A 15246-nucleotide genomic window follows, 5' to 3' on the forward strand; every position below is an offset into this window, starting at 1 on the left:
CGAGGAACCGGACGGTGAGGACTCTGGCTGAGGCGGCGTGTCATCGGTCCCCTCCGCTCCATTTCCGGTCAGCTCCCCCGCCCCCTGGAAGGACACCGGTTCCAGCACAAGCACGCTGTTGGGAGGCAGGTTCAGGCGCAGGTGATGGGTCTGGCCGTTCCAGCCCTCGTCCTTGGCACTCAGGTCGGGCTGCTGGGTGCCGAAGCCGCCGTACTCGCCGTCGTCGGTGGACAGCAGCAGCCGGTAGTCGCCGCCCTGGGGCACGCCCATCGGATACATCTCGCGGTACACCGGGGTCAGGTTGGCCACCACCACGCTCCAGCTTCCCCCATCCGGATCGCGGCGCAGGTAGGCGTATACGCTGTTGTCGGCGTCATCGGCGCTGAGCCACAGCATGCCATCCTCACGGGTGTCGGCGACGTGCCAGTCGGAACGCTGGGTGTACAGCTCATTCAGGCGGCGCGTCAGATTCATCACGCCGCGGTGGTCGGGCTGGTCGGCCATGTACCAGGGCAATTCCTGATCGTGGTTCCACTCGGTGGACTGGGCAAAATCCTGGCCCATAAAGAGGAGCTTCTTGCCCGGGGTGCTCCACATCATCGCCAGGAAGGCGCGGTACTGGGCACGCTGGGCATACCACTCGCCGGGCATCTTCATGACCATGCTCTTCTTGAGGTGGACCACCTCGTCGTGGCTGATCGCCAGCACAAAGTTCTCGCTGGTGCGGTACACGTTGAAGAAGGTCAGGGCGTGGTGGTGGTGCCGGCGCCACAGCGGATCTTCCTCGAAATACCGCAGGTTGTCGTTCATCCAGCCCATGGCCCATTTGTAATCGAAGCCCAGGCCAAAGGGAGCGGGCGTGGTGACTCCGGAAAACGACGTGCTTTCCTCGGCAATCATCATCACGCCGGGGGCCATGTGGTGCGCGACCTCGTTCAGACGCTTGAGGAAGGCGATGGCCTCCAGATTCTCACGCCCACCGTGGATGTTGGGCACCCACTCGGTGCGCGAGAAATCCAGATACAGCATGGAGGCCACGGCGTCCACCCGCAGGCCGTCGATGTGAAAGTCCTGCAGCCACTTCATGGCGCTGCCGATCAGGAACATCACGACCTCATTGCGGCCGTAATCGAAGATGTAGGTGTTCCAGTCGTGGTGGAATCCCTTGCGCGGGTCGGCGTACTCGAACAGCGGCGCGCCGTCGAAGCGGGCCAGTCCGGCCGGATCGGTGGGGAAATGCCCCGGCACCCAGTCCAGCAAGACCCCCAGGCCGCGCCCGTGCAGGTGGTCCACGAGGTATTTGAAGTCTTCCGGGTTGCCCATGCGGCTGGTGGGCGCGTAATACCCGGTCACCTGATAGCCCCACGAACCATCGAAGGGATGTTCCATCACGCCCAGCAGCTCGACGTGGGTGTAGCCCATGTACTCCAGATAGTCACCCAGGCGGTGCGCGAGATCACGGTAGTTCAGGAACCAGCCGTCGTCCCGTTTGGCCCAGCTGGGCGCATGACATTCGTAGATGCTCACCGGGCGGTCAAAACCTGCCGTGCGCGACTGCATCCAGTCCTGGTCGTGCCACTCGTAGTGCTGCCCCCACACGATGCTGCCGGTGGCTGGCCGGGTCTCGAAATAGCTGCCGTAGGGGTCCATCTTGTCCTCGGTCTGACCCTGCGGCCCGGTGATGCGGAATTTGTAGCGCTGACCGTGCCGCGCCGAGGGCACGAACACGCCCCAGAACCCGAAATCCAGCCGGTCCATAGCGTTGTCGAACCCGTTCCAGCCGTTGAAGTCCCCCACCACACTGACGTGGGTGGCGTTGGGGGCCCAGACGGCAAAGCGCACCCCCTCCACACCGTTTTCGGTAACAGGATGGGCGCCCAGCAGATGATCGGGCCGCACCAGGTCGGCCGTCACCAGCTTCTGTAGATGGTCGTGGTCCAGCGGGAGCGGGAAAGTCATGAGGCGAGTGTAACGGGGAGCGGTCCGCCGGCAAGGGGTTTCGTGCAGATAACGAAAAGCGGCGGGACATGAAATACGTCACAGACAGCCGGAAAGACTGTCTGTGACGTGTTCCGGAAGGGTTCTAGCTCAAATCTTCACGATCCAGCCCTCCGGGGCCTCGACGTCCCCGTACTGGATGCCCACCAGTTCGTCGTACAGGCGGCGGGTCACGGGGCCGGCCTCGGTCTCGCTGTAGAAGACGTGAAACTCGTCGCCGTACTGAATGCCGCCGATGGGCGTGATGACGGCGGCGGTGCCGCACGCGCCCGCCTCGGTGTACCCGTCGAGGCGGTCAATGTACACGTCGCCCTCCTCCACCGGCATATTCAGGCGGTGCTCAGCGAGGTACAGCAGGCTGTACTTGGTGATGCTCGCGAGGATGCTCGGCGACCGGGGGGTCACGAAGCGGCCGTCGCGGGTGACCGCGTAGAAGTTGGCAGCGCCGACCTCCTCGATCTTGGTGTGTGTCTCGGGGTCCAGGTAGATCGCGTCGGCGAAGTGACGGCCCTCAATCACGGTCTGCTTGGCCTGCTGTCCCGGCATCAGGCTGGCCGCGTAGTTCCCGCCCACCTTGGCCGCTCCGGTCCCGTTGGGTGCAGCGCGGTCATAGTCCGAGACGATGAAGTTCTGGGGTGTCAGGCCGCCCTTGAAGTAGGGGCCGACCGGCAGGCAAAACACGCCGAACAGGAACTCGGGGGCGCTGCGCACCCCGATGTTGTCCCCCACGCCGATCACGTAGGGCCGGATGTACAGCGAGCCGCCGGTGCCGTAGGGCGGGATAAAGCGCTCGTTGGCCTGAACCACCTGCTTGACCGCCCCGATGAACTGCTCGTCCGAGATTTCGGGCATCAGCAGGCGGCGGCAGCTGCGGCGCATGCGTGCGGCGTTCTGGTCCGGGCGGAAAATGTGGATGGACCCATCTTTGGTGCGGTAGGCCTTGAGGCCCTCGAAGCACTGTTGGCCGTAGTGCAGCGCCGTGCTGCCCTCGGAGATGTGCAGCACATTGTCCTCGGTCAGCGTTCCGGCGTCCCAGGCACCGTCCTTCCAGCGCGACAGGTAACGCAGATCGGTGCGGATGTAGCTGAAACCCAGGGTGGACCAGTCGATGTCGACCGGAGTGGTGGGGGTGGTGGTCATGCCCTGATTGTGGCGCAAATGGCGCAGGGCATCAGCAGACAGCGTGGCCACCATCCGGGGATGCAGAACACTTCACCTGCGTCCCCCCAGCCCTCAGCCCGCCAGCACGTTCCTGCGGAAGCGTTCCAGCAGCGCCAAGCCCACCGCACCGCTCTTTTCCGGGTGGAACTGTGTGGCGTGCAGGTTGTTCACGCTGAAGGCGGCCCAGAACGGCACGCCGTACTCGCCCAGCGCACCGTCCTGCACCACCACGTCGGCAGGCACGTAATACGAGTGGACGAAGTAGGCGTAGGCCGGGCCACTCAATCCGCGCAGCAGCGGCGAGTCGCCCACCGGTTCCAGCGCGTTCCAGCCCATCTGCGGCACCTTATGCCCCGGCGAGACCTCAAACCTGCGGACCGTACCGGGCACCAGATCCAGCCCCGGGACGTCCGGCGCCTCCTCGGAGGCCGAGAGCAGCATCTGCATCCCCACGCAGATACCCAGCAGGGGCACGCCGCCGCGCGCCGCCTGCGTGACCGGACCGTGAAACCCGCTGGAATCGAAGGCCTCCATCACCTGCCGGAAATGGCCCTGCCCCGGCACCACCAATGCGGAGGCGTGCTCCACATCGGCCGGATCGGCGGAGACCCGCACCGCCATCCCGGCGCGTTCCAGCGCTTTGGCCGCGCTGCGGACATTGCCCGCCCCGTAGTCGAGCAGCAGCACTTCGGCCGGCTTCACAGGCTTCCCTTGGTGCTTGGCATCTCGGCGGAGGTCACGGCCACCGCGTCGCGCAGGGCGCGGGCCAGCGCCTTAACCACGGCCTCGATGACGTGGTGGGCCTCGCGTCCGGCCAGCAGCCGCACATGCAGGGTCACGCCGCCGTGGTTGCAAAAGCCCCGCAGAAACTCGCGCAGGTGGTAGTGGGTCATGCCCCCCGCCTCGCCCCAGACCTCCAGCCGCTCCGGCTCAAAGGCCAAGTGGGCCCGGCCCGAGAGGTCCACGACCACGTGCGCCAGGGTCTCGTCCATGGGCACGAAGGCGCTGCCGTAGCGCTCGATGCCCTTGCGGTCGCCCAGCGCCTGGGCCAGCGCCTGTCCCAGCGTGATCCCGGTGTCCTCAATCAGGTGGTGCGGCTCGATGTGCAGGTCGCCGGTCGCCCGCACGCTGAGGCCCAGACGGCTGTGCCGGGCCAGGGCGTCGAGCATGTGGTCAAAGAAGCCGTGGCCGCTGTGCGGAGCGTCATGGGCAGACGAATCGAGATCGAGACGAACCGTGATGTCGGTCTCGGCGGTGGTACGGGTCAGGGTGGCCGTGCGGCTCATGGCCCGAGTGTAGAGGCTCAGGCGTGAACCGTTGAACAGCCGCCCGGCGCTTTTATGTCCACCTGTCCAGAACACCCGCCGCATCCCTGGCCCCCACCCCGCCCGGAGGACGCCCCAGCCTGCATGACCGCGCCCCGGCACTTCATCAGATTTCCCTCAAAACGGGCTCCATTCTGTCTTGACCATAATTCTATTCTGTTATATACTAATTACATGAAGCTCAGCGATGTTCAGAAACGACTTCAAGCCCCGTTTCCGTCCCATCTGGTGGGCTGGAAACCCCAGAGCTTCACCAAGGACCGCAGCCGCGCATTGATGCTGTCCTACGTGGATGCCCGCGCCGTGCAGGACCGGCTGGACGCCATCTGTCCGGACGCCTGGAGCTTTGAGATTGAGGTGGTAACCGGGGCCGCCATGCCCACCGTCAAGGGCCGCCTGACCGTGCTGGGCGTGACCCGCGAGGACATCGGTGAGGCCGGAGACGGTGCGCTGGCCACCCTCAAGGCCGCCTCCTCCGACGCCCTGAAGCGCTGCGCCGTGCAGTTCGGCATTGGCCGCTACCTGTATGACCTGCCCAAACAGTGGGTGGACTGGAACGACGCCCGGCACGAGCCGGTCACTCCCCCCGAACTGCCCGAATGGGCCCGGCCTGACCACGAACGCAGCCCCGGCGGCGCACATCTGGTTCAGGCGATGGAGCAGCTGCGCTACGAACTGCCCGAGGATCTGGACCTGCAGCGTGAGGTTTACAAGCACCTCAAGGCTGCCCTGGGCAGCCTGCACTCCACCCACAGCAACCACGGGCAGGCCGCATGAACCCGTATCCGGACGCCCGCCGCCTGCTCACAGTCACGCTGGGACTGCTCGCCCTGATGCTCATGAGCGGTGCCCTGGCCCGGTTGCTGTAGACCTTTCTCACTGCGCCCCGTCTGTTCTGGACGGGGTTTTTTGATGGCAGCCCAGTGTTACCACTACAGTACGGACAGACTACCGGGGCCATATTTTAAGCTCGCCACATGACCTGGAATCCCGACCAGTACCACCGCTTCAGTGAAGCCCGCAGCGCTCCGGCCCGCGACCTGATGGCGATGATTCCCGACCGTTCCTACCGGCAGATTCTCGACCTGGGATGCGGAACGGGAGAACAGACACGAGAACTCGCCGGTCGCTTTCCGCACGCCCAGGTCGTGGGACTGGACAGCAGCGCCGAGATGCTCGCACGGGCCGGGGCACATCCTGCGCCCAACCTCCGCTTCGAGCACGGAAAGATAGAGGACCTGAGCGGCAACCACGACCTGATGTACTCCAACGCCGCGCTGCAGTGGCTGCCCGACCACCCGGCGCTGCTCGCCCGGCTGTGGGGACATCTGCGGCCCGGCGGCGTGCTGGCCGTGCAGGTGCCCGCCAACCACGACCACGCCAGCCACCGGCTGCTGTCTGAGACGGCCGAGGACTTCAGCGCACAGCTGGGCGGCTCCACCCGGTTCGGAACGGCGCAGGGCGCCTCGCCGGTGCTGACACCCGCCGCCTATGCCGAGCTGCTCGACGCGCTGGGGGCAACCGAGGTCACGGCCCTCAGCAAGGTCTACCCGGTGGTGTTGAGCGGGGCAGAAGGCCTGCTGGAATGGACGCGCGGCACGGCGCTGGTGCCCTACCTCTCGCGGCTGGGGGCCGAGGACGGGCGGCGCTTTACCGGCGCCTACCTCGCCCGCCTGAAAGAGGTCTTTCCGGGCGAGCGGGTGTACTACGCCTTTACGCGGGTGCTGTTCGTGGCGCAGCGGACCTAGCCCCGCCAGCGGCGTGAAGGCGAGAACGGGGACATTCGGCGCGGCCAGGAGACGCGAGGATGGACCGGTGACCGCCGCGCCGCGCCTGATGCCTGCCTCCCCGCTGCTGGAGCAAGCCGAGGACTTTTTGAGGCTGTACCACCGTGAGGTCGGGTATGCAGGTGGGCAGGACGGTCTGGAGGCCCGGCTGGAAACGGCGCGCAGCGAGCTGACGCGCACGGGCCATTACACCCTGACGCCCGGCGAACTCACCCACGGGGCGCGGGTGGCGTGGCGCAACAGTGCGCGCTGCGTGGGCCGGCTGCCATGGCGGGCGCTGGAGGTCCGCGACCTGCGGCACGCCACCCATCCGGACGAGGTCTTTGCTCAGTTGCTGGCCCACCTGCACGGGGCCTTCAACGGGGGCCGCATCCGGCCGGTGATCAGCGTCTTTGGCCCCGGCGTCCGCATCCACAACCCCCAGCTGATCCGCTATGCCGGGTACCCACGGCCGGACGGCGGGGTCGTCGGCGATCCGGAGAACGTGGCCCTCACGGACCATCTGCGGCGGCTGGGCTGGGGGGGCGGCCCCGGCAGCCCCTTCGACGTGCTGCCGCTTGCCATTGAGGCCGGGGGCGAGGTGCAGCTGTACGACCTGCCGGCCGAAGCCATTCACGAAGTGCCGCTCACCCACCCCGACTGCCCGGCCCTGGGGGCCCTGGGCCTGAAATGGCACGCCCTGCCGGTCATCAGCGACATGGCTCTGGAGATCGGTGGCCTGGATTTTGCGTGTGCGCCCTTCAACGGCTGGTATCTAGAGACCGAGATCGCCGCCCGCAACCTGGCCGATCAGGACCGCTACAACCAGCTGCCCGCCGTGGCCCGCGCCCTGGGGCTGGACACGTCACGTGCCCGGACCCTGTGGCAGGACCGGGCGCTGGTGGAGCTGAACGTGGCGGCGCTGCATTCCTTTGACGCGGCGGGCGTGCGCCTGAGCGACCACCACGCCGCGACCCGGCAGTTCGTGCGTTTTGAGGAGGAGGAGGCGCGCGCTGGACGGGCCGTGCGGGGCCGCTGGTCGTGGCTGGTGCCGCCCCTCTCACCCGCCACCACGCCGGTCTGGCACCGGCACTACGAGGACGGTGACGAATCGCCCCGCTTCGTGCGCGGGCAGGCCGCGTGGGTGAAATTGCAGAGACCAGAACGAGGCTGTCCCTTTCACTGACGTTGATGTGTGCCTCGGGTCAGACGCACACCCTCTGCCCCCGGCCCAAGTCCAGGGGATAGGGGGATTTCCGGCCCCCCAGCCTGTTTCTGGCAGGCCTGTAAAACAGGGAGACAGAACTGAACATAAGGCACGCACCCATGCCACCGGCCAGACTGTCTTTCCGGCCGAACGGCTCAGTTGGCCAATTTATACGCCTTGAGGAAGGTATTAATCATTGCTTTGCCCTCGCTGATCAGGTAAGTGACTAGGCCGTCGTTGCTGGCCAATACGCCGTAAGCTGCCGTGCTCCAGATGCTCACCGGCTCGGTATAGGCATCATTAATATCGGGAGACGCGTACGCTGCAAAATCCCACAGATTGAGTTCGCCGTACCATGCACGGGGTGTTCCGGTGGTGGCTCCAAAGTCTAGGCCGACGGCATATTCGCTGCAGGCCCGCACACCCATTTCCTTGAACGGGATGCGCTGTGCTTTGGCCGAGCTCACGAAATGGTCGTAGAGCGCCTGCGCCACAGTGGCGCTTGTAGATCCCAGCGAGCCGATTCCAGTCGTGAACGATTCGTTGTCCACACACAGGGTCGTACCGGTCATGTTGCTCGTTGCCGCCGAAGCGGTGCCCGTGGTCAACACGAAACCTGCCGCGAGCATTACAGAAGGTGTTTTCATGTTCGTCCTCCTTGCGACCAGGCAGCTGTTTCACGGCTTCCATGGAATCAAGTCAGCTGGCCGTTGAGCGTCCGGGCAGACTACGTAACCCGATGTCTCACAACCCTTATGAAATACGTGTTTCAGCACATTTTTTAGGTAATAGGCGGCGCTGTGGGCTTGTCCACCCCACCCCCCTTTTTCCTTATCCACACCACGCTATGCTCGCCGTATCGCGCCGGCAAAGCGCGGTCATCCAGAGCGCCCGAGGGTTTTTTCTGCCCACCGACGGCGCGGCAACCAGGCCCTCATGGCGGCCCCGGTGCCCCACAGAAAAGCTTTCCGCTGGGGTGCGCCGACGATGGCGCGGGCGGGAGGCGATGGCCGGAAGACTGAGGCGCACCGCGCAAAGACATTTCCAGGCCGCCGGATGCGGTCTGTTTTGCCAGAGGTACAGAGCTATGGGGAAAGCGACAGACAGGAACATTCGCGCTGCGGCGCGGGAACGGATTCTGGTGCTGGACGGCGCGTGGGGCACCATGCTGCAGCGGGCCGCACTGAGCGAGGCGGACTTCCGGTTTGACGGAGCCGACCCGCTGCGGATGTACCGGGGCAACTTCGATCTGCTGCAACTGACCCGGCCCGACGTGATCCGTGGGGTTCACCGGGCGTACTTTGAGGCGGGCGCGGATATTGCCAGCACCAACACCTTCAACAGCACGGTCATTTCGCAGGCGGACTACGGTACCGAGCATCTGGCCCGTGCCATGAACGAGCAGGGAGCGCGTCTGGCCCGCGAGGTGGCCGATGGATTTGAGGCCCGGGACGGCCGGCCGCGCTGGGTGGCCGGGGCCATCGGCCCGACGAACCGTACGGCGACCCTCTCGCCGGACGTGGAGCGCCCCGAGTTCCGCAACGTGACCTTTGACGATCTGGTGGCGGCCTATACCGACGCTGCCGAGGGATTGATCGTGGGCGGGGCCGACCTGCTGCTGCTGGAAACGGTGTTCGATACGCTGAACGCCAAGGCGGCGCTGTTCGCCTGTGAGGAGGCCTTCGCGCGCACCGGAAAGACCCTGCCGGTGATGCTCTCGGGCACCATCACCGACGCCTCGGGCCGGACCCTGAGCGGACAGACGCCGGAGGCCTTCGCCATCAGCACCGCCCACGCCCGGCTGCTCAGCCTGGGCCTGAACTGTGCGCTGGGGGCCGACCTGCTGCGGCCCCACCTGCGGGCGATCGCCGCGAATACCGAAGCCCTGGTCTCGGTGCATCCGAACGCCGGGCTGCCCAATGCCTTCGGCGAGTACGACGAGACGCCCGAACACACGGCGGCGGTGCTCGCCGATTTCGCCCGAGAGGGACTGGTCAACATCGTGGGGGGCTGCTGCGGCACCACGCCCGAACACATCCGCGCCATTGCGGACGCGGTGGAAGACATCGCGCCCCGCACGCCTGCTGGCCTCCCTCCCCACCTGCGCCTGAGCGGGCTGGAAGCCCTGACGGTCACCCCCGAACTGAACTTTGTGAATGTGGGCGAGCGAACCAACGTGACCGGCAGCCCGCGCTTTAGCAAGGCGATTCTGGCCGGGGACTACGACGCAGGCCTCAAGATCGCGCGCCAGCAGGTCGAGAACGGCGCACAGATCGTGGATATCAACTTCGACGAGGGCATGCTCGACGGCGAGGCCGCGATGGTCCGGTTCCTGAACCTGCTCGCTGGGGAACCGGACATCAGCCGCGTGCCGCTGATGCTGGATTCCTCCAAGTGGGAGATTCTGGAAGCGGGCCTCAAGCGGGTACAGGGCAAGTGCGTGGTGAACTCCATCTCCCTCAAGGATGGTGAGGAGAAGTTTCTGGAACGGGCGCGACTGCTGCGGCGCTACGGAGCCGCCGCCGTCGTGATGGCCTTCGATGAACACGGACAGGCCGACAACCTGCAACGCCGCCAGGAGATCACGGCCCGCGCTTACCGGCTGCTGACCGAAGAGGCGGAGTTTCCGCCGCAGGACATCATCTTTGATCCCAATGTGCTGACGGTGGCGACCGGCATCGAGGAACATGACCGCTACGCGCTGGACTTTATCGAGGCGACGCGCTGGATCAAGGCGAATCTGCCGGGAGCGCTGGTGTCGGGCGGCGTGTCCAACGTCTCGTTCTCGTTCCGGGGCAACAACCACGTGCGCGAGGCGATGCACTCGGTCTTCCTGTACCACGCCATCCGCGCCGGGCTGGACATGGGCATCGTGAATGCGGGCATGCTCGCCGTGTACGAGGACATTGAGCCCGAGCTGCGGAACGCCGTGGAGGACGTGATTCTGGCGCGCAGCCCAGAGGCCACCGAGAACCTGCTCGCCCTGGCCGAGCGCTACAAGGGCGTCCGGCGTGAGGCCGCCGCCCAGAGCGAGTGGCGCGAGCGTCCTGTGAACGAGCGGCTTAAGCACGCCCTGATCTCCGGCATCACCGACTTCGTGGTGGAGGATGCCGAGGAAGCGTACCGCGAGCTGGGTTCGCCGCTGAAGGTGATCGAGGGGCCGCTGATGGACGGCATGAACGTGGTGGGCGACCTGTTCGGGGCCGGCAAGATGTTCCTGCCGCAGGTGGTGAAGTCCGCCCGCGTGATGAAACGCGCCGTGGCCCACCTGACTCCGTACATGGAAGCCGAGAAGCAGGAGGCCGGGGGCAAGGGCAAGGTCCTGCTCGCCACCGTCAAGGGCGACGTTCACGACATCGGCAAGAACATCGTAGGCGTGGTGCTCGCCTGCAACGGCTATCAGGTCACGGACCTGGGGGTGATGGTTCAGACCGAGAAGATTCTGGACGAGGCCACCCGCATCGGCGCGGACGTGATCGGCCTGAGCGGACTGATCACTCCCAGCCTGGACGAGATGGTGGGGGTGGCCCGCGAGATGACCCGCCGGGGCATGACCCAGCCGCTGCTGATCGGCGGCGCAACCACCAGCCGCGCGCACACGGCGGTCAAGATCGACCCGGCGTATCCGGGACCCGTGGTGCATGTGCTGGACGCCTCGCGCGCCGTGACCACCACCGCCGACCTGCTCGCCGACCCGGCCAGGGTGCAGGAGCGGGTGCGGGCCGAATACGACGCCCTGCGCGAACGCCACGGCTCCCGCGAGGTCCGTCTGGTGTCCCTTGAGGAGGCGCGTGAACGGGCGCCGCGCCTCCCTCCCAGCCCGGCACCCGCGCCGCGCCAGCCGGGCCGGCAGGTGATCGAGCAGCCGCTGGCCGGGTTGGTGGATTACATCGACTGGACGCCGTTTTTCATCGCCTGGGAGATGAAGGGCATCTACCCCACCATTCTGAGCGACCCGCTGCGCGGCGAGGAAGCCCGCAAACTGTTCGACGACGCCCAGACGCTGCTGCTGCGCGTGATCGATGAAAAGCTGCTTTCGGCCCGGGGCGTGATCGGATTGTGGCCCGTCACCCGGCAGGGCGATGACCTTGTGGTGGAGGCCGGAACACACTCCGACACCGTGGACCACCAGACCCACGAGATCGCGGCGGGGCGTGAGCCGCTGCCCGGAACAGCCACGCTGCACACCCTGCGCCAGCAGCGGGACCAGACCACCCCGAACACCGCCCTGGCCGACTTCATTGCCGGGGGGGACGGCGGCGACCATCTGGGGGCCTTCGCGGTGGCCATCCACGGAGCCGAGGAACTCGCCCGCGCCTTCGAAGCCGACCACGACGACTACAACGCCATTCTGATCAAGGCGCTGGCCGACCGGCTGGCCGAGGCCTTCGCCGAGAAACTGCACCGCGACGTGCGGGTGTCCCACTGGGGCTACGCCCCGGATGAGACGCTGGACAACACGGAGCTGATCCGCGAGCGTTACGCCGGTATCCGGCCCGCACCCGGCTACCCGGCCCAGCCCGACCACACCGAGAAACGCACCCTGTTCCGGCTGCTGGGCGCCGAGGACGTCGGGCTGGAACTCACCGAGTCCTGTGCCATGACGCCCGCCGCCGCCGTTTCGGGGCTGTACTTTGCCCACCCGGAAGCGCGGTACTTCGCAGTGGGCCGCATCGGGCGCGATCAGGTGCAGGACTACGCCGCCCGCAAGGGCTGGACGCTGGAGGAGGCCGAGCGCTGGCTGGGGCCGCTGCTGGCGTATGACCCGGCGCAACAGAACCAGCCGCGGGTGACGACCGCGCCCTCCTCATACCCCGCTGGACCGTCTCCTCAGCCTGCCGCCGGAGGCCGGGCGTGACCTCCCGCGTTTCCATCGAACTCGTTCCCCGCTCGCGCTCGGGGCTGCGCGCCGAACTCGCGGCGGTGGCCGCGCATCTGCCGGGGGTAGACACGGTGAATGTGCCGGATCTGACGCGCTTTTCCACGCGTTCGTGGCAGGGCTGCGCCTTCGCCCGCCCCCGCTACCGGGCGATTCCCCACATCCGGGCGGTGGACCTCAATCCGCGTGAACCGCTGGCGATGGCCGCACATCTGGACGAACATGGCCTGGATGAGGTCCTGATCGTGTCCGGAGACGCCCCCGCCGACATGAGCGCGCGGGTGTACGACGTGAGCACCGTGGAAGCCATCCGCCGCTTTGCGCGCGAGCTGCCGCAGGTGCGGGTCTACGCCGGCCTGGACCCCTACCGCCAGTCGCTGGCGCGCGAGCGCGATTACCTGGCGCGCAAGCTCGACGCCGGGGCCATCGGCTTTTTCACCCAGCCGTTTTTCGACCTGAGACTGATGCAGACCTACGCCGACCTGATTCCAGAAGGCGCGCAGGTGTGGTGGGGCGCGACCTCCATCACCGAGGAACCGACCCTGAACTACTGGCGGGCACGCAACCACGCCGTCTTTCCCCGCAGCTTCCAGCCGACCCTGGAATGGAACCGCGCCTTCGCGGCGCAGGTGCTCGCCTTTGCCGGCGAGCGCAGCCAGCACGCCTACTTCATGCCGGTACGGGCCGACATACGCGGGTATCTGGGCGGCATTGTTTAAGGGCCTTCACGCAGGGGTGGTGGACAGCTTAATTCATAATCATTATGATTCCCAGGACTGGGCCTGATTCGTTCGCCCGGCTTCCCGTTGTTCCGCAGAGCGTCGCCGCCTGCCCAAGGAGATCTCCATGATCGAGCCGAAAGAGAACCAGCAGCCCACCAGCAGCACCCAGACCCTGACGACCCGCCAGGGCCACCCGGTCCGCAACAACCAGAACCAGCGCACGGTAGGAACGCGCGGTCCGGCCACGCTGGAGAACTACCAGTTTCTGGAAAAGATCAGCCACTTTGACCGCGAGCGCATCCCCGAGCGCGTGGTGCATGCGCGCGGCGCGGGCGCACACGGCGTGTTCGAGGCCTACGGCAAGGTCGGCGACGAGAGCATCAGCAAGTACACCCGCGCCAAGCTGTTTCAGGAAAAGGGTAAGCAGACACCTGTCTTCGTGCGCTTCTCCACGGTGATCCACTCGGGCCACTCGCCCGAGACGCTGCGCGACCCGCGTGGCTTCGCAGTCAAGTTCTACACCGAGGACGGCAACTGGGACCTCGTGGGCAACAACCTCAAGGTGTTCTTCATCCGCGACGCCATCAAGTTCCCGGACGTGATTCACTCGCTCAAGCCTGATCCCGTGACCAACCGTCAGGACGGCGGACGCATCTTCGACTTCATGAGCAACACGCCCGAGTCGGTACACATGCTCACCTTCCTGTTCTCGCCGTGGGGGATTCCGGCAAACTACCGCCAGATGCAGGGCAGCGGCGTGAACACCTACAAATGGGTCAACGACAAGGGCGAGGGCACCCTGGTCAAGTACCACTGGGAACCCATGCAGGGCGTCAAGAACCTGACCCAGCCCGAGGCCGAGCAGATTCAGGCCAAGAACATCAACCACTCCACCCAGGATCTGTACGAGGCCATCGAGCGCGGCGACTTCCCGCAGTGGGAACTGCGCGTGCAGATCATGGAGGACGGCGAGCATCCCGAACTCGACTTCGATCCGCTGGACGACACCAAGATCTGGCCCGAAGACCAGTTCCCCATGCTGCCGGTGGGCATGATGACCCTGAACCGCAACCCCGAGAACTACTTTGCGGAAGTGGAACAGGCAGCTTTCGGCACGGGCGTGCTCGTGGACGGTCTGGACTTCAGCGACGACAAGATGCTCGTGGGCCGCACCTTCTCGTACTCGGACACCCAGCGCTACCGTGTGGGACCCAACTACCTGCAGCTGCCCATCAACTCGCCGCGGGCCGGGGTCGCCACCAACCAGCGCGACGGCCAGATGACCTTCCATGTGGACACCGCCCCGGGCCACAACCCGCACGTGAACTATGAGCCGTCAAGCATGAACGGCCCCCAGGAAGCGCCGCGCGACCTGCCCGAGCACAGCCCACACGTTGAGGGCCGCCTGCAGCGCGCGAGCATTGAGCGCACCAACAACTTCAAGCAGGCGGGTGAACGCTACCGCTCCTTTGAGGACTGGGAGCGCGACGACCTGATCAACAACCTCGTCGAGAACATCTCGGCAGCCACGCCGGAAGTCCAGGCACGCATGGTCGAGCTGTTCACCGAGTGCGACGCCGACTATGGCCGCCGTGTGGCCGAGGGACTGGAACAGGTCCGCCAGAACAAGATGAAGGATACCCGCGAGCCTCAGCTGTCCTGAGGCAAATGAACGTGGCGGGCGCGGAAAACCGTGCCCGCCACGTTTTCTGGAAGCATCTGCACCCGTGGAGGGCCATGTCTGGATCTGCCCTGAATGAACTGCAACACCATCTGGAACGGCGCGGACTGCGTGTGACCCAGCCGCGCCTGCGGCTGCTGGAATTCTTCCTGCACACCGAGGGCCACTTCACACCGGAAGAAATCTCGGAACGGCTGCGGGAAGCGGGGCAGCCCCTGCCCATCGCCACGCTGTACCAGAACCTGAGGACCTTCAGTGAACACGGCCTGATCGGCGAGGTGATCGGGCGCAGCGGTGAGGTGCGCTACGACACCAACCTGATGCCCCACTCGCACCTGCGCTGCGCTCAGTGCGGCACCCTGCTCGACATCATCCTCAGCCTGCCCGACCTGCGCCCGCAGGGGCCCGGCCACGACTGGCACATCACCGGGGCCAGGGTGGAACTGCAGGGCGTGTGTCCGGACTGCCAGGCACAGGCGGCTTCCTGAGACACCCCACTCCTTTATC

At 66.1% G+C, this 15246-nt stretch carries 11 protein-coding genes and 1 pseudogene; 7 read left to right on the top strand and 5 right to left on the bottom strand.

All coding sequences use genetic code 11. The features are described 5' to 3' along the window. Positions 1-93: 93 nt before the first annotated feature. From IEY21_RS08125 to hisB, 4 genes and pseudogenes are all read right to left on the bottom strand, one after another. Positions 94-1959, bottom strand: a pseudogene (locus IEY21_RS08125) (1,4-alpha-glucan branching enzyme); the annotation flags it as partial. A gap of 129 nt (positions 1960-2088) precedes the next feature. Beyond that, complete coding sequence (locus IEY21_RS08130) at positions 2089-3138, bottom strand: branched-chain amino acid aminotransferase (RefSeq protein ID WP_188903224.1); 1050 nt, start codon at positions 3136-3138, stop codon at positions 2089-2091. A gap of 93 nt (positions 3139-3231) precedes the next feature. Continuing rightward, positions 3232-3861: an imidazole glycerol phosphate synthase subunit HisH gene (gene hisH / locus IEY21_RS08135; RefSeq protein ID WP_188903226.1), complete on the bottom strand. Its 630-nt coding sequence runs from the start codon at positions 3859-3861 to the stop codon at positions 3232-3234. Beyond that, positions 3858-4445, bottom strand: coding sequence for an imidazoleglycerol-phosphate dehydratase HisB (hisB, locus tag IEY21_RS08140; protein WP_188903228.1), 588 nt, complete (start codon positions 4443-4445; stop codon positions 3858-3860). The genes hisH and hisB overlap by 4 nt, the downstream gene beginning before the upstream one ends. A gap of 213 nt (positions 4446-4658) precedes the next feature. Between hisB and ddrA the strand changes: the two genes are divergently transcribed. The 3 genes from ddrA (at position 4659) to IEY21_RS08155 (ending at position 7436) form a co-directional block, all read left to right on the top strand. Beyond that, the gene (gene ddrA / locus IEY21_RS08145) at positions 4659-5261 is read left to right on the top strand and encodes a single-stranded DNA-binding protein DdrA (RefSeq protein ID WP_188903230.1); all 603 of its coding nucleotides are present in this window, start codon (positions 4659-4661) and stop codon (positions 5259-5261) included. 200 nt (positions 5262-5461) lie between these two features. Then, on the top strand, positions 5462-6232 hold the full coding sequence (locus IEY21_RS08150; protein WP_188903232.1) for a methyltransferase domain-containing protein: 771 nt from the start codon (positions 5462-5464) through the stop codon (positions 6230-6232). Between the two features lie 88 nt (positions 6233-6320). Continuing rightward, positions 6321-7436 (top strand): nitric oxide synthase oxygenase, encoded by a 1116-nt coding sequence (locus IEY21_RS08155; RefSeq protein WP_188903298.1) that lies wholly within the window; start codon positions 6321-6323, stop codon positions 7434-7436. 176 nt (positions 7437-7612) lie between these two features. Here the strand turns inward: IEY21_RS08155 and IEY21_RS08160 are convergent, their stop codons facing one another. Continuing rightward, a complete protein-coding gene (locus tag IEY21_RS08160; RefSeq protein ID WP_188903234.1) occupies positions 7613-8104 on the bottom strand; it encodes a hypothetical protein in 492 nt (163 codons plus the stop codon). Positions 8105-8544: 440 nt separating this feature from the next. Here IEY21_RS08160 and metH point away from each other — a divergent pair, with 440 nt between their 5' ends. The 4 genes from metH to IEY21_RS08180 all read left to right on the top strand — a co-directional run bounded on the left by metH (position 8545) and on the right by IEY21_RS08180 (position 15227). Beyond that, on the top strand, positions 8545-12315 hold the full coding sequence (gene metH, locus IEY21_RS08165; protein WP_188903236.1) for a methionine synthase: 3771 nt from the start codon (positions 8545-8547) through the stop codon (positions 12313-12315). Continuing rightward, a complete protein-coding gene (locus tag IEY21_RS08170; RefSeq protein WP_188903238.1) occupies positions 12312-13055 on the top strand; it encodes a methylenetetrahydrofolate reductase in 744 nt (247 codons plus the stop codon). The genes metH and IEY21_RS08170 overlap by 4 nt, the downstream gene beginning before the upstream one ends. Positions 13056-13182: 127 nt before the next feature. Beyond that, complete coding sequence (locus IEY21_RS08175; RefSeq protein ID WP_188903240.1) at positions 13183-14721, top strand: catalase; 1539 nt, start codon at positions 13183-13185, stop codon at positions 14719-14721. Positions 14722-14795: 74 nt separating this feature from the next. Beyond that, on the top strand, positions 14796-15227 hold the full coding sequence (locus IEY21_RS08180) for a Fur family transcriptional regulator (RefSeq protein WP_188903241.1): 432 nt from the start codon (positions 14796-14798) through the stop codon (positions 15225-15227). The last annotated feature ends 19 nt before the right edge of the window (positions 15228-15246 follow it).

It is taken from the genome of Deinococcus aerophilus, from assembly GCF_014647075.1.
GTDB lineage: Bacteria > Deinococcota > Deinococci > Deinococcales > Deinococcaceae > Deinococcus > Deinococcus aerophilus.

What these genes read in the sequence shown, in the direction of transcription:
- IEY21_RS08130 (WP_188903224.1), bottom strand. Translation starts at nt 3,138, where the DNA reads ATGACCACCACCCCCACCACTCCGGTCGACATCGACTGGTCCACCCTG.
- hisB (WP_188903228.1), bottom strand. Translation starts at nt 4,445, where the DNA reads ATGAGCCGCACGGCCACCCTGACCCGTACCACCGCCGAGACCGACATC.
- ddrA (WP_188903230.1), top strand. Translation starts at nt 4,659, where the DNA reads ATGAAGCTCAGCGATGTTCAGAAACGACTTCAAGCCCCGTTTCCGTCC.
- IEY21_RS08150 (WP_188903232.1), top strand. Translation starts at nt 5,462, where the DNA reads ATGACCTGGAATCCCGACCAGTACCACCGCTTCAGTGAAGCCCGCAGC.
- IEY21_RS08155 (WP_188903298.1), top strand. Translation starts at nt 6,321, where the DNA reads ATGCCTGCCTCCCCGCTGCTGGAGCAAGCCGAGGACTTTTTGAGGCTG.
- IEY21_RS08160 (WP_188903234.1), bottom strand. Translation starts at nt 8,104, where the DNA reads ATGAAAACACCTTCTGTAATGCTCGCGGCAGGTTTCGTGTTGACCACG.
- metH (WP_188903236.1), top strand. Translation starts at nt 8,545, where the DNA reads ATGGGGAAAGCGACAGACAGGAACATTCGCGCTGCGGCGCGGGAACGG.
- IEY21_RS08175 (WP_188903240.1), top strand. Translation starts at nt 13,183, where the DNA reads ATGATCGAGCCGAAAGAGAACCAGCAGCCCACCAGCAGCACCCAGACC.
- IEY21_RS08180 (WP_188903241.1), top strand. Translation starts at nt 14,796, where the DNA reads ATGTCTGGATCTGCCCTGAATGAACTGCAACACCATCTGGAACGGCGC.